Here is a 17919-nt window from a genome sequence, read left to right as displayed (position 1 = left end):
GAGCGTCAGTCGTCAGCAGTGACGGCGTCCGGTTCGACGCCCGCCTCCGCCGCCTCCGCCGACAGCAACCGATCCAGCGCGTCGACCATCGCGACGACGCTGGCGCGGGTGATGTCGGCATCGCTCGCGGAGACGCTCACGGAGCGATCGCCGCGAGAGAGGTCGACCTCCACGGTGACGACCGCGTCGGTGCCACCCGTGATCGCATCGACGTGGTAGGAGTCGAGCTCGAAGGCAACCCCCGCGAGCGCGGCACGCACCGCCTCAAGGCCCGCGTCGACGGGACCGGAGCCGGTGCCGGAGGCGACGCGCTCCTCGTCGCCGACACGCAGCCGAACCGAGGCGGTCGGGAGGTTGCCTCCGGACGTCGCGGTGAAATCGACGAGTTCGACGTGTCGGTCGCGTTCGCGACCCTGCACGTCCTCGGTGATCGCGAGCAGGTCGGCGTCGGTGACGCGCTTGCCGCGGTCGCCGAGATCCTTCACGCGGGCGACCACCTCGCGAAGCTCGTCCTCGTCGACCTCGAGGTCGTGTTCGGCGAGCGCGGCCGCGACGCCCGCCCGCCCGGCGTGTTTCCCGAGGACGAGCCGACGCTCCCGACCGATCGTCTCCGGGGGATACGGCTCGTACATCGTGCCGTCCTTGAGCGTTCCGTCGGTGTGGATGCCGGACTCGTGGGCGAAGGCGTTCGCGCCGCCGACCGCCTTGTTCGGCGGGAGCGGGACGCCCGTGACCTCCGCGACCCGTCGGCAGAGCCGGTAGAGCCGGTCCAGCTCCACGGTGTCGACGTCATAACACCGGTCGAGCGCGATGGCGACCTCCTCTATGGCGACGTTGCCGGCGCGTTCGCCGACGCCGTTGACCGTCCCGTGAACGGTGTCGGCTCCGGCTTTGAGCCCGGCGTGGACGTTCGTCAGCCCGAAGCCGAGGTCGTCGTGGGTGTGCAGGCTGGTCGGGCCGAGTTCGGCGAGCCGGCTCACGATCTCCGCGGTTCGTTCCGGACCGGCGGCGCCGACGGTGTCACAGTAGCAGATGCGGTCGGCGCCCGCATCGAGCCCCGCCCCGAGCAGCTGTTCGAGGTAGTCGAGGTCGGCACGCGAGCCGTCCTCGCCGAGTACCTCGACCCAGAGGTCGTGGTCGGTCGCGTACTCGACGAGCTCGACGGTGGTCTCGACGACCTCCTCGCGTGTCGATCCGACCTTCGTCTCGACGTGTTTGTCCGAGGCGGGTACGACGAGGTTGACCCCGTCGACGTCACAATCGAGCGCCCGGTCGATGTCCGACTGGACGCCGCGGGCGAAGCTCGTCACGGTCGCGTCGAGTCCCTCGGCCGCGACCCGGCGGATCCCCTCGCGTTCGCCCGCCGAGGTGCACGCCGAGCCCGCCTCGATGAGGTGGACGCCGGCGGCATCGAGTTCGCGCGCGAGATCGACCTTGTCGGCCGGAGTGAGCGAGACGCCGGGCATCTGCTCGCCGTCGCGCAAGGTGGTGTCTAGAAGCTGTACCTCTTCGAGGGTGGTGAATGGGTTCAAAAGGGCCTCCGTAGTCGTCGTAACCGTCGAGTCGTCCGTCGTCGCCGCCGTCGGGGTGGGCGCTTCACCGGAGAATTTCACGGCCAGCCGCCGTGAGGCGACTTCCTCTATCCTCCGACGAACCACGAGCGTCTCGGGTCATCGTATCACTTCGCAAGCCCCTCACACATATAAACCCATGGATAAAGACGCAGTTTGCCGAGCGATCGTCGGTGCAAAAGTGTGTTTATCGACGATCCATCGGGCGTGTCGGGCACACCGTTATGCGCTCGGGACGGGTTGTCGACACCATGGACCACGTCGCCATCGAGGACGTCGACACCGTGAACAGCCCGTTAGACATCCACGACGTGCGCAGACCGGTCTCACGCGCGCTCGGCACCGAACACGTCGCGATGAACTACTTCGAGTTGGCCCCGGGTGACGCCTTCGCCGGGGCGGTACACACCCATCACGATCAGGAGGAGATCTTTTATATTCTCTCGGGAGTCGCGACCTTCGAGGTCGGCCGCGAGCGCGACCGCGTCGACGTCGAAGCCGGCGAACTGATCCGGTTCGAACCGGGCGAGTTCCAATCCGGGTTCGTCCGCGAGGAGTGCGAGGAAGGGGTCGTCGCGTGGGCGATCGGTGCACCGGGCGCACGTCACGACTGGGAGGCCGTCGAGACGATTGTCGACTGTGAGCGATGCGGGGAGGAACGGCCGCATGGAACTGAACTCACCGATGAGGGGCGGTTCCGGTTCACCTGCAGGGCGTGTGCGACGGCGTTTACCCTGTAACGGGTGCGTCTTTTATATACCCACGACCGCTCGCCCCCAGTTCCACAACCGCTCAGTCCGTGCTGCGTGCCGCCTCGATGACCTCGCAGAACTCGCGGGCGGTCTCGGTGATCGCGTCGTAGTCGCCGCGGGCGGCCGCGTCGTAATCGACGAGCGCGCCGCCGGCGCCGACGGCGATCGCGCCCGCTTCGATGAACTCGCCGGCGTTCTCCGGTGAGACCCCACCCGTGGCCATCATCGGGATCTGTCCGAGCGGCCCCTGCATCGAGCCGATGTGACCGGGGCCGAGCGTGCTCGCGGGGAACACCTTCACGCAGTCGGCGCCGGCCTCGTACGCCCGAACCGCCTCCGTTGGGGTCATGATCCCCGGCATGCTCACCGCGCCGTAGCGGTTACACGTCTCGATGACGTCCGGGTGGAGGCTCGGCGAGATGACGAACTCCGCGCCGGCCATGAGCGTCGCGCGGGCAGTCTCGGAATCGAGGACCGTCCCCGCGCCGATGACCGTCTCGCCGGTCGAAAAGGAGCCCGCCACGTCGGCGATGAGGTCGGTGACGCCGGGGGTGTCCGCCGTGACCTCGATGGCGGTCACGCCGCCCGCCCGTAACGCGTCGGCGATCCCGATGAGCTGGTCGGCCTCGACGCCGCGTAACACCGCGACGACGCCGGCATCGACGATCCGATCGAAGGTGTCTGTCATACCTCATTCAGGGCCGAGTGAACACTTAAAAGTGGGTGGGTGTCGCTGGTGCTGCTCAATCCGTCCGCGGGATCGCGTACGCGCCGACGACGAGGAACCCGACCGCGAGCGCCGAGAGGATCGCCAGATCGCCAGCCCACGCCCCGCCGTCGTAGGTGATCGACCGGACGCCGCGCGCGAAGTAGGTGAGCGGCGACGCCGCGACCGCGGGGAGGAACCACTCGGGAAGCAGTTCCGGGGGGACGAACGTCTCCGAGAGGAAAAGCAGGGGAAGCGCGACCGTGTTGCTCGCGGCGATCACGCCGTCCTGGGTGTCCGCGAGCGCGCCGAGGATCGCCCCGAACCCACAAAAGAGCGCGACGCCGATCGCGACGAAGACGGGGAGCACGGCGAGCGCGGGCGAGACGATGAGCGTCGCGTCGGTGATCGCGATGACCAGCCCGAAGATGAGCAGGCTCGCCGCACCGATGATCGCCACGTTGACGAGCGTATGCGCGAGGAGCCACTCGGCGCGGGTAAGCGGGGTCGTCGCGAGTTTCTCGAAGCGACCCCCGTCGCGATGGCGGGCGATCTCCGACCCGACCCGTGACAGCGGCGTAAAGAGGACGACGACTGCGAGGTAGCCGGGCAGGTAGTAGCCCGCCGGCTCCGCGAAGAGGCCGCCGCCGGTCGGCTGTGTCCGAACCAACGCCCCGAAGATGACGACGAGGATCACCGGGAAGAAGAAGGTGAAAAACACCGCCGTCCGTCGCCGAAGGAACGAACGCCCGGACGCGACGGCCTCCGACGCGATCCGGCCCGTCCGGCTCACTCGTCGGTCACCCCCGCTCCACGCGCTCGACCGGCGGTCACGGCCGATGTGGCCGATCCGTCGGTCCGCGCTGAAACCCCGTCGTGCCCGCCGCGCCGGGGTGAATACTCCTCGCCGGTGAGCCGGAGATAGACGTCCTCGAGCGACGGCTCCATCCACGAGAGCGACTCGAACTCGACGCCCGCCGCCTCGAGCGCCGCGACCGCATCGCCGATCGACGCCGCTTGAACCCCCGACAGCTGGAGGACCCCAGCAGTCGAGGAGGTCTCCACGACGAGTCCTCGGTCCCGGGCCGCCGCGGCGACCGCCGAGAGCAACGTATCGTCCGCGGGCGAGTCGAGGTCGACCTCGATCCGCGGCTCGCCGCCGTGTTCGGCGATCAGCTCCTCGGGGGTGCCGACGGCGACGATGGAGCCGCCCCGAAGCAGCGCCACCCGGTCCGCGAGCCGTTCCACCTCGTCCATCGCGTGGCTCGTGAGAAAGACCGTCCGACCCCGCTCGGCGAGCCGTTCGATGAGCCGATGCAGCGCCCGCCTCCCGGCCGGGTCGATCCCCGTCGTGGGCTCGTCGAGAAACAGCAGGTCCGGATCGTTGACGAGCGTCGCCGCGACACACGTCCGACGCTTCTGCCCGCCCGAAAGCGTCTCATACCACGCGTCTGCCGCATCCGCGAGCCCCACGTCCTGAAGCACGTCGTCGGTTGGACGGGCCCCGTCGTAGAGCCCGCCGTAGTAGTCGATCAGTTCGCGGGCGGTGAGCCGCGCCGGCGGGTCGAACGACTGGGGCAACAGACCGATCCGGGCGGGGTCGACCGCCTCGGGCGACTCCCCGAAGACCTTGACCCCGCCCTCGAACGTCGTCGTCCCCGTGAGCGCCCGGACGAGCGTCGTCTTACCGGCCCCGTTCGGCCCGATGAGCCCGAACACCTCGCCGGCGTCGACCGACAGGTCAACCCCGTCGAGCGCGACGACGTCGCCGTAGACCCGCCGGACGCCCTCGGCGACGATGGCGGGGGCGTCCGCGCCCCGCCGAGTACCCGGGGTCGTCGTCCCGTTCATATCAGTACTCGGCCGGCCCCGCGCCTAAGGGTTGCTTTTCATGGCCACACCAACGATCGACCGCAACCCCTCACAACAACAGCCGGATCAGCGCGAGCATGACGGCGCTCACGATAAGCAGATGCACGAGGACGACCCCAACGGGTGCGGCCCCGACGCGGCGCATCTCGCGGACCCGGATCGAGAGCCCAAGGCCGACGAACGCGAGCGTGAACAGGACGTCCGAGACGGTCCCAATGGAGTCGATCGCCGCCGCCGAGAGGACTCCCGCGTTGGCGATCGCCGCCACGAGCAGGAAGCCGAGCAGAAACTTCGGGAACTCGCTCCAGAGCCGCCGGACGCTCGGCTCCGTCGCCGACCGCGCCGCATAGGCGACCGAGTAGGCGATGGCGACGCCGCCGAGCAGCGAGTTTCGTGCGAGCTTCGTCACCGTCGCCCACTGACCCGCCTCGGCGGAGTGGGCGAACCCGGCGGCCGCGACCGGTCCGGTCGAGAACATGCTGACGCCGGCCCAGACGCCGAACTGTCGCGCCGAGAGGTCGAGCCACTCGCCGGCGAGCGGGAAGGCGACGAGCGTGATCGCATCGAAGATCAGGATCGTCGCCGCCGCGAAGGTGAGCGCCGTCCCCCGTGCATCGAGGACGCGGCCGACGGCGACGACCGCCGACACGCCACAGATGCTCGCACCCGCCGCGAGCAACGAGGGCGTCTCGCCGTCCAGCCGAAAGAGGAGCCGGGCGATCCCCTCCGCGAGCAGCACGCCGCCGGCGACCGCGCCGACGACGAGCGCGAGCACGGTCGGTCCCGCCACGAGAAACTCCTCGATGACGACCGCCGCGCCGAGGAGGACGATCCCCGTCTCCAAAAAGAGCTTGTGGCTGCCAACACCGGGAGCGACCACGGCAGGGATCCCGACGAGGTTCCCGAAGACGAATCCGACTGCGACGGCGACGACGAGCGGCTGGAGTCCATCGACGGGCCCCGCGAGAAGATGCGCGAGAAGCGCGCCGCCGGCAAGCAGCGCCAGACCCGGGGCGTGCCGTTCGAGGACGCCCAACGAATCCATCAGATCGCCTGCCAGAGGAGGTGGACGGCGACGATCGCCAACCCGAGACAGAGCGCCTGCCACCCGCGATCGAGCGCCATCCAGCGATCGGCGAGCGTCACGCCGGGGGTCTCAGTCGACGGACCGGACGGGTCGCGAGCAGCCGGTCCCTCCGATGTGTCCGAGCCCATGACGACGGCTCCTCGGGCCGGAGGTTTACCCGTGTCGCTTCCGGAGTACGTGCCCGCTTTCGCCGCGGGGTGGCGGACGACGCTCACCGGATCGCATCGTACCGCCGACGGAGGCGCTCGAATATCTCCCGTCCGGTCCCGGTTTGCAGCCGCGATTCCGTCGTCGCAAAGAACTCATCGAGCGCCTCGTACTCACGAAACGCGTTCGGATCGCCGGCCTCCGGGTCATATCGGTCGTCCCGTTCGTAGATCACGGCTTGGACGCAGACGTCGAGCAGGTCACACTCCTTCACCAGGACCGCCTCCGGCGACTCCCGCGCCTCGTAGTCGTTCCACGCCGCACGGACGGCGGCCGGAAGCGCCCCGGTGAGGCCCTCCATCGCCCGGCGCTCCGCGTCGGCTTTCACCGTCGGATCCACCCGCTCGGCCGAGGGGTCCGCTCGCGTCGCGATATCGCCGGTTTCTGCCTCGGCGACGTCGTGGACCACCGCAAGCCGAAGCGCACGATCCAGGTCTACCCCCGGAAGCTCCCCGCGAAAACGTTCCCCGAGCGCCAACACGAGATAGGCGACCCCCCACGTGTGGGCGGCGACCGACTCCGGGTCGTCGACGCCACGAAGCGTCCAGCCGGTCCGCGCTTCGTCTTTTAACGCGTACGCATCACAGAGGGCGTCCACTGCGGCATCGAGGTCCGCCGTCCGCTCGGGGTCAACTCCGTCCATTCGCGCCCGACTACTCCACGAGCCGCCACGCGTCGCGTCCGTCGGTCTCGACGGGGGCGATCACGTCGCGCCGTTCCATCTCCGCGAGCACCTCATCGAGCCGGCCGGGTTGGGCGATCTCCATCGCGATCCGGTCGATATCGTGGAACTCATCGAGATAGTGACGGACGGCCTCGCGGCCGAACGTCTCCCCGTCGGCCCGCTCCATCGCGCCCACGGTCAGGTCGATCATGTCCTCGATGAAGTTCCACGGGTAGACGACCCACGTCCACTCCTCCAACCGTTCGCCGACGAAATCGGGCTCGAACTCGGAGGTCTGGAGCAGCTGGAGGGTCGCGGTACGGATCGCGGCGGCATCGCGTTCCTCGACGTACTCATGTGCGCGCTTTATCGATCCGCCGGTGTCCGCGATGTCGTCGATGATGAGGACGTTTTTCCCCTTCACGCTGCCCTCCGGCATCGGGTAGCGCACCTGTGGTTCCTCGGCTTTGATCCCCGTCCCCACGTAATGTTCCATTTTGAGGCTCGTGAGGTCGTCGAGCCCGAGGAAATCACAGAGACAGCGACCCGCGAACCAGCCGCCGCGTGCGAGCGCGACGACGACGTCGGGTTCGAACTCCGCCCGTTTCACCTCGTCGGCGACGCTTCGACAGAGGCCGTAGATATACTCCCAGTTGGTGATGGTACAGTCGAAGTCGTCCGGGAGGTCGCTCATGGTCGCTCATGCAGCGTCCGGCGACATAAGAAGTCGGATCCGTGTGAACCGAACGGCCTCCGGGTGGGCCCGAGGAGCGTCCCCGGGATCACTCCCCGCGGAGCCGGTTGAGTTGGCCCTTCACCAGCGGGCCGAACAGCAGCAGGAGGATCGTCACGGTCAACACGAACGAGAGCGGCCGACCGTAGGCGAACGGGTTGTAGAAGATGTCGTAGGTGCCGCCGGAGATCTGGAGCGCGGTGTAGAGGTTGCTCTCGGCGATATCGCCTAACACGACCCCGAGCACGAACGCGATCACCGAGTAGTTGTACCGCACCATGTAGAACCCGATGATACCGAAGACGATGATCGTCACGATGTCGATCGGGTTGATCCGGAGCGCGTAGGTCCCGAGGAAGGATAAGACGATCACGATCGGAATGATGTAGTCCGTGTCGATCTTCGTGAGATAGCCGAGGCGGGTGACCGCCGAGAGCCCGAAGATCAGGATGACGACGTTGCCCACGAGCAGCGCGAGCAGCATCGTGTAGGTCAACCCGAGTTCGCCCTCGACCTGGAACATGCTCGGCCCCGGTTGCAGGCCGTGCATGAGCAAGCCGCCGATCAGCACCGCCGTCGAGGAACTGCCCGGGATCCCGAAAGAGATCGCCGGAACGAGGGAGCCGGCGACCGTCCCGTTGTTCGACGCCTCGCTGGCGACGACCCCGACCGGGTTCCCGGACCCGAAGGTGTCGGGATCGGGCGAGGCACGGACGGCCTCGGAGTACGCGACGAAGTTCGAGACCGTCGCGCCAGCACCCGGGATCGCACCGACGATCATGCCGATCATCCCGGATTTAAACACCGTCACCGGTCGCCTGACCGTCTCGACGATCCCGTCTTTGATGCCGGCCCGATCGATGACGACGTCCCCTTCGGCGATTCCGCCCTCCTGCCCGGCGAGTTTCATCATCTCCGCGATCGCGAACAGCCCGATGAGCACCGCAACGAAATCGATCCCGTCGTACAACAGCAACGATTCCGCGTAGCGCCGATCGATCGCGATCGGTTGGGCGGAGCCGACCGTCGTCACGAGGAGGCCGGCGGCGCCCGCCAACAGTCCCTTGGCGAACGATCCGCGGGTGATCACCGTGATCATCGAGAGGCCGAGCAGCGCGACGAGGAACCGTTCCGGGGTCCCCACCGCGAGCACCATCTGGATCAACACCGGCGAGAACAGGATGAGCGCCGCGATGGTGAACAGCCCCGCGAACGCGGAGGCGGTCGCGGAGATGGACAACGCGGTCGCTGCCTTCCCCTGTTTCGACATGGGATAGCCGTCGAACATCGTCGCCGCTGACGACGACACCCCGGGCGTGTTGATGAGGATCGCGGCGATGGATCCGCCGTACATCGATCCGCTGTACACGCCGACGAGCAGGATGATCGCGTCGGCGGCGTTCAGCGGGATCGTCAACGGCAGGATGATCGCCATGCCGAGCGGCGGACCGAGTCCCGGCAGGCCGCCGACGATGATCCCGACGAGCACCCCGGCAAGCAGCCAGAACATCGTTTCGAGCGTCAATAGCGCGAGAATCGCGCCAATGAACGTCGCGACGGTCATAGCGGGATCACCCCGAGCGGCACGACGGTACCGATCAGATCGAGGATCGGGAAGATGATGTATCGATCAATGAGCTGGAGTATCGGCTGCACCAGCGGATTGATGTACATGGCATAGAGTACGTCCGGCGGTGCTGGCTCCCATCCGGTGAGCCATCCTTCAGCGATGTCCGACTGGATGAGGTCATAAAACAGGTACGAACAGAGCATGCCGACGCCCGTCAGCGCCGCCGCCTTCGGGAACTCCATCTTGACCCAGAGCGCCCACGCGATGACGAAAAGCGGGGTCGCATAGAGCATACCGATGGCGAAGGTAACGAGCATGTATGCGACACACAGGACCCCGGTCACGACCGGCCCCTTCGGGTCGTCGATCTCATAGACGTACATCGCGCCGGAGTCCGGCTCCTCTTCGGTGTCCGCTCCCTCAGTGTCCTCCGCTTCTTCGATCTCCTGGGACTCACCCGTCGCCTCGGCTCGATTCTTCTCGACTCCCTCCTCTAGATCCTCATCGAGGATGTCCTCTTTCCCGAGCACCTGCATCGGCTCGGCGATGAACGATTCCGCCCCCTTGACGAGTTGCTGGCGATAGCCGATCGTAACCACCAGAAGGACGATTCCGAAGACCACGCGAATCAGTCCGCCATCGCCATCAAGGAAGGACATGCCGCCGGTGTACACCGCGTATGCACCGATTCCAGCGGTTAACAGTGGTGCCACGACGTTCAGGTAGTTTCGAGCGAGGATCAGAAACGAGAGCAGCACCGTGGCGCCGGCCATGAGCTGCGGGAACTCCGCGACGACCGCGGGGAACTCCCTTGCCGCGAGGTACATGTAGGCTCCCGTGACCAGAAACAGCACGAGGAGAACGTGCTCCATGGTTGGACGCTCACGAAGCACCGGTTCGATCGCGTCCCCGAGCACGCGCTGTACGGACCGCACGCCGGCTATGAGTTCGTCGGCCGTTGTCGATTCATCCTGTCCCATCGTCGTTAGTCTATCATAGTGATCGCCTTATTCGGCCGTCGAGCGGTACCGGAGTACGCCATACCTGTCGATCGACGCCGGAAACGAGCCGCGCCCATCGGCACAACAAGCGGTCGCTCACATGACTGAGCACCCTCCTCACGTGTCTCGGTACCATCGACAGGTCCATCATGTGGTGGATAAATAACTGCGACTGTCGGCTCGCTGGATCAGCCCTCTTCCTCGGCCAGCGCGAGGAAGCCGTCGAAGCCACCATCGATGGCGGCCTCAACCTGCTCTTCCATCTCGTCGACGATGCCGAACCACAGATCCTCGGCCTCCTCCATGTCGCCGTACTGGACGATGTTGCCGGTGTCCTCGGACCACTCCTGGACCGAGTCGGAGTTGGCGGCCACCTCGATGGCCGCCGAAAGTTGCTCTTTCACTTCGGTCGGCGTGCCGACGGGAACGTGTTGGGTCAGTGTAAACTCCGAGAGCCAGCCGAGGCTGTCACCGTAGTTGTCGATCCGGTCGATGTCGGGCCACGTGTCGCTGAGGTCGATGTCCATCGTGTTGACGATGGCGGTCGCCTCGCCGGACTCCTCGGCGTTGACCGCGGACGTGTTCGTCGCGAACCCGGCGGAAACCTCACCGCTGATGACCGCCTCCATCGTTGGGCCACCGCCGTCGTACGGAACGCCGTTGTTGTACGCCATGTCGTACCCGTCACGAAGCAGCAGCATCAGCAGGTGCGAGTCGCTCCCGGCACCCTGATACCCGAACGTCTCGATGTCTTCGTCCTGATAGGCGTCACGCAGCGAGGCGAAGTCGTCGATACCGTGCTCGTCGGCGACGTCGTTGTTGACGATGATCGTGTAGCCGAAGACGCCCGAATACGCGACCGGTTCGAGGTCCTCCTCGATGTGCCAGTCGTCGATCTCGGCGGCGCGCCAGGTGAAGTGGGCACCCGCGCTGTTTACCGTCCCGAGCGTGTAACCGTCGGCGTCGCGGGTCGTGAGCCACTCCGTACCGACCATGCTCCCGGCGCCCTCACGGTTGTCGATGGTGACCGACGCGCCGATCTCCTCCTCGAATGTGCCCTGGAGCTGCCGCGCGTAGGTGTCGGTTCCGCCACCCTCTCCCCACGGGATCATCCACGTGAGGTCGTCGGTGGGGAACGCATCGGGGTCCGCATCGTCCTCGGCGTCATCGGCACAGCCAGCGAGGGCGATGAGGCCACCCGTACCCAGTGCTCCGGTCGTACGCAGGAAGTTTCGTCTCTCCATGCTAAGCGACACCAAGACATCGGGGGATATAAGTTTATACATCTAACTGCATGTCGTCCCATTGGCTAAAACCCATAGCCAAAACCGTCAGGATGTGGGCATGCGTTTGGTATCCGCGGACATATACGCTATGATACTGGAAGTAAATCACAAATTTTACTGTGATTCCTGCCGGTACGTGAACATTCATTATATTTTTCCGTCCGTGCTGGACGTTGTGCGATCGTGATCGGTCCATGAAGCTTCCAGCCCGGGTCCCCGGCGGTTTACTCATTCGCTGGCGCGGGTGTCGCCTCGCAATCGTTTAGAGGCCCGGCACGAAACGACCCTCCAATGAGTACACAGGCCGCAGCGGAGGAGACCGCGGTGGTGATCGGGCTGGAGGTGCACGTCCAGCTCGAAACCGACACGAAGGTCTTCTGTGGCTGTTCGACGGAGCCCGCCGAGGACGAAGAGCCCAACACGCGCACGTGTCCGACGTGTCTCGGACTCCCGGGAGCGCTTCCCGTCCTCAACGAGGCGGCCGTCGAGGCCGCCGTGAAGATCGGGAAGGCGATCGACGCCGACATCCCGGAGACGACCACCTTCCACCGGAAGAACTACTACTACCCCGACCTGCCGAAGAACTTCCAGCTCACCCAGTACGACGCGCCGATCTGTGCCGGCGGCGAACTCGACGTCAGCGTCGAAGGCGAGCGACGAACGATCCGGATCACCCGCGCCCACTTGGAGGAGGACCCGGGCAGCCTCCAGCACGCCGGCGGGTCGATCGAGTCGGCGACACACACGCTCGTGAACTACAACCGGGCGGGGACGCCGCTCATGGAGATCGTGACGGAGCCGGACTTCCGCTCGCCGAAGGAGACGCGGGCGTTCCTCGCGAAGCTCGAGGAGGTGCTCACCTATCTCGGCGTCTTCGACGCAAGCCGTGACGGGAGCCTGCGCGTCGACGCCAACGTCTCGCTCGTTCCGGCCGAGGAGATGGCCGAGGACGGATCGGTCCCGGATTCGGTCCTCGCCGAGGCGAACCGTGCGGAGGTGAAGAACATCTCCAGTCACAAGGGAGCCGAGCGGGCGCTCGCCTACGAGGTCACCCGCCAGCGGAACCTCCTGCGACGGGGACGGGAGATCCCCCAGGAGACCCGTCACTGGGACGAGGGCCGCGGCGTCACCGTCTCGATGCGTTCGAAGGAGGAGGAGAAGGACTACCGGTACTTCCGAGAGGCCGATCTCCCCGCCCTCGAGGTCGCCGACTGGAAGGAGTCGATTCCGATCCCCGAGCTCCCCGACGCCCGTCGCAAGCGCTTCCGTGAGGAGTACGGATTGGATCGGGAGGCGGCATCCAAGCTCACCTCACGGAAGGCGGTCGCCGACTTCTTCGAGGACGTCGCGACGGCTTTCGACCCCGAACTCGCGGCGACGTGGGTCGCCGACAACCTGCTCGGCGAGCTCAACTACCGCGAGATGGACATCACCGACGTCGAGGGCCGGCTCGACGAGTTCACCCGGCTGATCGAACTCGTCGACGCCGAGGAGGTGACGGTGAAAAACGCCGAGGAGATCGTCCTCCGCGGGATGCTCGATGACGGCGACGACCCCGAGACGATCATCGAACGCGAGGGGCTCGGCAAGGCCGACTCCGGGGAGGTCGAGGCCGCCGTCGACGCGGCCATCGACGAGAACCCCGAGGCGGTCGCGGACTACCACGACGGCGACGACGGCGCGATCAACTTCCTCGTCGGACAGGTGATGGCCGCCACGGGCGGGAGCGCCGACCCCGGACAGGTGAACGGGCTGTTGCGTGAACGCCTCGACGGGTGAGTGGGGTCGAATCGTATGGATCGTGATGTCGCCGTCGACCGCCTCGAAGCGATCGTCGACCGCGTGGAGAACTCCCGGATGCCCGTTCCGGTCCGCGAGGTGTGGGCGTTCGGCGACGTCGCGCTGGGCCTCGATCCGATCAGCCGGCTCGACGTCTACGTGACGAAGGACGTGTTGATGCGCGGCGACCCGGACACAGCCCACGAGTTCGAGGCGGAGTACGGGATCAAAGGGGTGGGAACGACCGTTCGCGCGGACTGGGCACGGGGTCATCCGGACCGTGTCCGAGCGAGCGACAACGGCTACGCCGCGCCGGAGCGCTGTCTCGCGGCCGAGTTGCTGGGCGAGACGGACGATCCGATCCATCTGGAGGTCTGTAACGCGAGCTTCGACGACAACGTTACCCAACGGCTCAAGGGCGCGCTCGCGCGTGAGGCGTACGACGAGGTGCTCGATCCGCGTGGCGTCTGTCTGTGGGTCGACGGGCAACGCGACGACGAGGCGCTCGATCGGCTGCGAGCGGCCTCGTTCGCGATGCCGACCCTTGAGGCCGCCCTCGGAATGCTGGGCGTCGACGACGAGCACGCCGCGGAGATCGCCGAGGTGCTCGCGGCCGAGCGAACGGAGCAGGAGGGATCGTCCGTCCGGGGCGACATGATCTGAAGGAGCCACAGAACAGTCAAATCCGGGCGTGAGGGATCACCACGAGGGTGAAAGCAAGGTGTCTGCGTCCCTTACACAGCCTCCAACCGATCGAAGACCGTCTCGACCATCTCACCCGTGTCCTCGATCACGGCATCGAGCGCCGCCTCGTCGTCCGGGAAGTCGAGCAAGCGCGCGAGCTTCATGATCGAGACGTGATGGACGACCTGCCGTCCCGGTTCGACCTGCTGGATAACCATGTTACAGGGGAACAATGACCCGATCCGACCGTCCGTCGCATCGAGGGCGCGGTCGGCCATCGCGGGATTGCAGGCGCCGAGAACGTAGTAGGGGTCGCGATCGGCGTCGACCTTCTCGTTCAACAGTTCGCTCGGGGAGAACTCGACGGGAACGCCGAACCCCTCCTCGGTACAGGCCGCTCGGACATGCTCGATCGCGTCCTCGTGGTCCATCGCGAGCGTCGCGCGCTTCTCGCCGAAGTCCTCGGGGTCGAGCGTGGCCGGGTCGAACGGGAGCGTCATACTCCCCGTTCGGTCCCACGTACTCAAAAGGGTGCGGGCAGTCGGCCGGTTCGGAGGCTACTCGACGGCGACGGGGCCGGTCCCGACGACTGCCTCGACGGCCTCGACGAATTCGCCGCGGCTCTGAAACAGCGGGACGTCGGACTCCTCAAGCACCGATGCGAGCTCACGGGGACCCTCCGGCGTTCGGATCGTGGCGTCGCCCTCCTGGGCGACCGCGTCGCTGTTCCGTACCGGCCAGGTGAGCCGTGAGGCGACCCGCGCGATCGGCTCGCCCTCGACGTCGGGCCCGTCGCCGAGCGCGACGGCCGGCTCCGTCTCCTCGGACTCCTCTTCGGTGTCGCTCATGCGCCCCGATTCCGGTCCGGCGGTCATACCGCTTTCGGTCCGCGGGGAGATCGATAGGCGTCACTCCCCGCCCATGCGCTCACGGATCACTTAATAGCATGCGTGAAAATGTCAGCCACACAACTCGGGGAGGTGGATCCGAGCGGTGGAGACGAGCGATGACGACGTCCGAGACACGACACGCACGGCGGGAGGGAACGTCGGGGCGATCCGTGGAGGCGAGCGATGGCAACGGACACGGCAAACAGCCGGCGGACGGGCCAGAAAAGGACGGTGCGGGGACGGATGGGTCGTCCGAAACGGACCGCGCCGAGGAAGGATCGGGTCCCCACGTCGCGGGGTATCAGTGGTCCACGGAGAACCGAGGGTTCATCGCCGTGTTCGTCGCCCTTGCGGCGGCGACAGTGATCCTTTCGACCGGGTACGGACCGCTGCCGGCGATCGACCCGTCGATCCCGCCGGCGGTGTATCTCTATTCGACGATGGGGGCACTCGGGTACGCGTTCACGAAGCTGATCACGAAGATCGGCGACCTCGGGACGTGGGCGACCGTGGATCAGCTCGTGGCCATGGCGCTCCGGGTCCCGGCCGCGTGGGTCCTCGCCGCCGGCGTGTTTCTCCTCGCGAATGTACTCATCTCGGGGGATGCGACCACGGACGGCCGCCTGATCGCGGGGCTCTCGTTCCTCGTTGGCCTCTACGTCAACGTCGCGTTCGAATCGCTCGGGGCGTTGGCCGACCGGTTGTTGGCGAAGGGTCGGTCGTGAGCGTCATCGGTGGTCGATCCCGGTTGGGTGTTGGGTGATGTCGATTCAAGCGCGGTCGAGATGGACACCGTCGATCGGGCGCTGGTTGCCGAATCGTCTGACATAGTGTTTTGAGGGATGCCTACGAAGACCGCGTATGACCAGTCTCTCCGAGACGTATGGGGGTGGGGGACGTTCCGAGGTGAACCCGCGCCGCCTCTCCATCGGCGTGGGGCTGTTCGTCGGTGGGACCCTCCTCCTCGTTATCGGCCTACTCACGGCCGCCGAGGTACTCTTCAGCGGCCGATTTACCTCCGGTGCCGCGCGTCGATACGGCGGCATCCTCGGGGGCCTCGGCGTGCCGATCGTTATGCTCGGCATCATGATCGTGTTGCCGGCCGACAGAAACACCCGTGTCGCGGCCCTGATCGGCGCCGCGATCATGGCGCTGGGCGTGGCGCTCTTCGCACACGCGTACCCACAGCAGTGGGTCGGTGGCCCAAACCCCGAGCTGACGGACCTCACGCTCCCGACCGCAGGGGTCTACCTGCTCGGCGCGGCGACCACGCTGTGGTGTCTCTTCGTCGGCATCGCGAACTTCAAAACGCGGAACGACCCCGGAGGGACCGTCACGATGGAGGTCACGCACAAAGGCGAGACGAAGGTGATCGAGGTCGAACGCGACCAACTGGACGGGCTCAACGGTCTTGGCGGGGTCGGCTTCCTCGGGGGCACGCCGGACGGCGAGGTCGAGACGCAGACGAACCGGCCCGATACCGGCACGTCGACGACGACCGCCGACCGCACGATCTCACGCCGGAAGGATCGCTCCCCGGGCGGACCCACCACGGGCGTGAGCGACGGCGGGGAGTCGACCACGACGATCACCTCGCCGATGGACGATCACGGAACGACCACGTCATCGGCTGAACCGGCCAGCCCGACCGGCCCGGCTTCACCGGACGGCCCGGCTTCACCCCCCGGCCCCGCCCCGTCCGGTGGTCCGGCCGCAGATGCCGCAGGCCGTCAGTCGAAAGGGCGCGACCGATCGGCCGCGGCCCCGCGCGACGGACCCGGCGACGCGTACTGTGGAAACTGCGCCCGCTTCGATTACGTCCAGACGGACGACGGGATGCGCCCGTACTGTGGCCACTACGACGAGTTGATGGACGACATGGAGGCCTGCGATCAGTGGGTTCCCCGGTGAGGGAACCGCGTCGGCCGGTTGTATTCGATGCGGTCGGTTCTAACTCGGCTCGGTCGGATCGATCGAGGGAACCTGTGACTCCGCGACCGCGAAGGTGAGCGTGCTCAACACGCCGATGAGCGTCCCGACCGCGAGCGCCAGCGCAAGGTCGTTGAGCCCGAGCGCGGTCACGCCGGGCGCTTCCGGCAGGAAGAAGCCCGAGACCGCATACAACACGACGGCGATGGCGACCACGTAAAACGGCGCGTTGAGGTACCGCCAGCGGAACCGGCCGGCGAGGTACTCGTCGGTGATCTGGCCGAGGCTGGAGGTAACACCGGCGACCGCGAGCCACTGGACGAATCCGTGGACGAACGCCGCGATGGCGGTGCCGACGGGAATCGCGTCACCCTCGACGGTTTGGACCCCCTCGAGCGTCTCGAGCCCCTGCACGCCACCGACCACGATCAGCGCGAGCGCGACGACGTACGTGATGAGCGTCACCCGACCGGCATACAGCAGGTTCCGGGCGGCGTCGGCAGCCCGATCGACCGACTCCTCAAGCCCGAGCCCGCGGAACAGCGAGTAGAGTCCGACGAGCCCGGAGATGACCCCGAGAACCGCCGCACCGGCCAGATCGAAGAGGTTCGCGACGACGACGAGGGGATAGATGAGCAGGAGGATGCCGAGCGGAACGAGGATCGTTCCCCGTGTCTCGCGATCGGCGAGGACCTGCTTGATCGTGTAATAGAGCGATTCGAGGTCCTGTGCCTGCCGGACGACGACCCGTCTGACCCCGTCGATCGGCATTCGTGAACGGATCACGGGGAGGACCGACTCGTCCTGTGCGCCGTCGGTGATGACGATCGCCGAGACCTCCTCACCGGTGGCGAGCTCCGCGAGGACGCGATCGACCTCCTCGCCGACCGCCCGGTTCGCCTGCACGTCCGAGCCATCGACGCCCGTGACAGCTGCCACCTCCACCGCCTCGCCCGCGGTTTGGAGCTCGTCATGGGTGTGGATCCCCTGGAACAGGACGTTGGTGTCGGAATCCTCCGGATCGACGGTGGCGAGCGCGACCGCCGCGTCGCGAACGGCCTCCCGGCCGATCACCGGCGTTTTGACGCCGGTCTTGCGGCCGAGGTCGTCGTCGAGGTCGACACAGAGGACCAACAGCATCGGGCAGGGGTACGTGAGCGGTCGGCATATGCTTTCGGCCCGCATGGG

General features: G+C 66.8%; 19 protein-coding genes. 5 read left to right on the top strand and 14 right to left on the bottom strand.

The features are described 5' to 3' along the window. Positions 1-5: 5 nt before the first annotated feature. Positions 6-1532 carry a (R)-citramalate synthase gene (locus CHB65_RS07945; protein WP_281251560.1) on the bottom strand — a complete coding sequence of 509 codons (1527 nt, stop codon included), beginning with the start codon at positions 1530-1532 and terminating at the stop codon, positions 6-8. A 290-nt stretch (positions 1533-1822) separates the two neighbouring features. Between CHB65_RS07945 and CHB65_RS07940 the strand changes: the two genes are divergently transcribed. Continuing rightward, on the top strand, positions 1823-2311 hold the full coding sequence (locus CHB65_RS07940) for a cupin domain-containing protein (protein WP_089384521.1): 489 nt from the start codon (positions 1823-1825) through the stop codon (positions 2309-2311). Between the two features lie 52 nt (positions 2312-2363). Here CHB65_RS07940 and CHB65_RS07935 read toward each other — a convergent pair whose 3' ends face one another. The 10 genes from CHB65_RS07935 to CHB65_RS07890 all read right to left on the bottom strand — a co-directional run bounded on the left by CHB65_RS07935 (position 2364) and on the right by CHB65_RS07890 (position 11407). After that, positions 2364-3011, bottom strand: coding sequence for a bifunctional 4-hydroxy-2-oxoglutarate aldolase/2-dehydro-3-deoxy-phosphogluconate aldolase (locus tag CHB65_RS07935; protein ID WP_089384520.1), 648 nt, complete (start codon positions 3009-3011; stop codon positions 2364-2366). Positions 3012-3066: 55 nt separating this feature from the next. Further along, positions 3067-3822, bottom strand: coding sequence for an ABC transporter permease (locus tag CHB65_RS07930; protein ID WP_089384519.1), 756 nt, complete (start codon positions 3820-3822; stop codon positions 3067-3069). Continuing rightward, entirely contained in the window at positions 3819-4880 is a 1062-nt protein-coding gene (locus CHB65_RS07925) for an ABC transporter ATP-binding protein (RefSeq protein WP_089384518.1), read from the bottom strand. The genes CHB65_RS07930 and CHB65_RS07925 overlap by 4 nt, the downstream gene beginning before the upstream one ends. A 70-nt stretch (positions 4881-4950) precedes the next feature. After that, positions 4951-5946 (bottom strand): YeiH family protein, encoded by a 996-nt coding sequence (locus tag CHB65_RS07920; protein WP_089384517.1) that lies wholly within the window; start codon positions 5944-5946, stop codon positions 4951-4953. Next, the gene (locus CHB65_RS17395; RefSeq protein ID WP_179213615.1) at positions 5946-6116 is read right to left on the bottom strand and encodes a hypothetical protein; all 171 of its coding nucleotides are present in this window, start codon (positions 6114-6116) and stop codon (positions 5946-5948) included. The genes CHB65_RS07920 and CHB65_RS17395 overlap by 1 nt, the downstream gene beginning before the upstream one ends. Before the next feature lie 83 nt (positions 6117-6199). Further along, a complete protein-coding gene (locus tag CHB65_RS07910) occupies positions 6200-6838 on the bottom strand; it encodes an HD domain-containing protein (RefSeq protein WP_089384515.1) in 639 nt (212 codons plus the stop codon). 10 nt (positions 6839-6848) lie between these two features. Continuing rightward, positions 6849-7553 (bottom strand): phosphoribosyltransferase, encoded by a 705-nt coding sequence (locus CHB65_RS07905; RefSeq protein WP_089384514.1) that lies wholly within the window; start codon positions 7551-7553, stop codon positions 6849-6851. 88 nt (positions 7554-7641) lie between these two features. Further along, entirely contained in the window at positions 7642-9156 is a 1515-nt protein-coding gene (locus CHB65_RS07900; RefSeq protein ID WP_089384513.1) for a tripartite tricarboxylate transporter permease, read from the bottom strand. Continuing rightward, positions 9153-10142 carry a hypothetical protein gene (locus tag CHB65_RS07895; protein ID WP_179213614.1) on the bottom strand — a complete coding sequence of 330 codons (990 nt, stop codon included), beginning with the start codon at positions 10140-10142 and terminating at the stop codon, positions 9153-9155. Before CHB65_RS07895 ends, CHB65_RS07900 begins: the two co-directional genes overlap by 4 nt. 209 nt (positions 10143-10351) lie before the next feature. Then, positions 10352-11407 carry a Bug family tripartite tricarboxylate transporter substrate binding protein gene (locus CHB65_RS07890; RefSeq protein WP_179213613.1) on the bottom strand — a complete coding sequence of 352 codons (1056 nt, stop codon included), beginning with the start codon at positions 11405-11407 and terminating at the stop codon, positions 10352-10354. Between the two features lie 333 nt (positions 11408-11740). Between CHB65_RS07890 and gatB the strand changes: the two genes are divergently transcribed. Next, complete coding sequence (gatB, locus tag CHB65_RS07885) at positions 11741-13228, top strand: Asp-tRNA(Asn)/Glu-tRNA(Gln) amidotransferase subunit GatB (protein ID WP_089384512.1); 1488 nt, start codon at positions 11741-11743, stop codon at positions 13226-13228. A 15-nt stretch (positions 13229-13243) separates the two neighbouring features. Further along, entirely contained in the window at positions 13244-13891 is a 648-nt protein-coding gene (locus CHB65_RS07880; protein WP_089384511.1) for a DUF7095 family protein, read from the top strand. A 71-nt stretch (positions 13892-13962) separates the two neighbouring features. Here the strand turns inward: CHB65_RS07880 and CHB65_RS07875 are convergent, their stop codons facing one another. Together CHB65_RS07875 and CHB65_RS07870 are read right to left on the bottom strand one after the other, a co-directional pair. After that, on the bottom strand, positions 13963-14412 hold the full coding sequence (locus CHB65_RS07875; protein WP_089384510.1) for a DUF302 domain-containing protein: 450 nt from the start codon (positions 14410-14412) through the stop codon (positions 13963-13965). A 57-nt stretch (positions 14413-14469) separates the two neighbouring features. Next, positions 14470-14760 carry a DUF5789 family protein gene (locus CHB65_RS07870; protein WP_089384547.1) on the bottom strand — a complete coding sequence of 97 codons (291 nt, stop codon included), beginning with the start codon at positions 14758-14760 and terminating at the stop codon, positions 14470-14472. A gap of 158 nt (positions 14761-14918) precedes the next feature. Between CHB65_RS07870 and CHB65_RS07865 the strand changes: the two genes are divergently transcribed. Further along, a complete protein-coding gene (locus CHB65_RS07865) occupies positions 14919-15527 on the top strand; it encodes a hypothetical protein (RefSeq protein WP_089384509.1) in 609 nt (202 codons plus the stop codon). A 136-nt stretch (positions 15528-15663) separates the two neighbouring features. After that, positions 15664-16713: a DUF7139 domain-containing protein gene (locus tag CHB65_RS07860; RefSeq protein ID WP_089384508.1), complete on the top strand. Its 1050-nt coding sequence runs from the start codon at positions 15664-15666 to the stop codon at positions 16711-16713. A gap of 39 nt (positions 16714-16752) precedes the next feature. Here CHB65_RS07860 and CHB65_RS07855 read toward each other — a convergent pair whose 3' ends face one another. Further along, complete coding sequence (locus CHB65_RS07855) at positions 16753-17871, bottom strand: DUF373 family protein (RefSeq protein WP_089384507.1); 1119 nt, start codon at positions 17869-17871, stop codon at positions 16753-16755. Positions 17872-17919 lie beyond the last annotated feature (48 nt).

The organism is Halorubrum vacuolatum, from assembly GCF_900188065.1.
GTDB classification, from domain to species: Archaea; Halobacteriota; Halobacteria; order Halobacteriales; family Haloferacaceae; genus Halorubrum; species Halorubrum vacuolatum.
The sequence above is the reverse complement of the archived record's forward strand: the minus strand, read 5'-3'. Positions and strand labels throughout refer to the sequence as shown.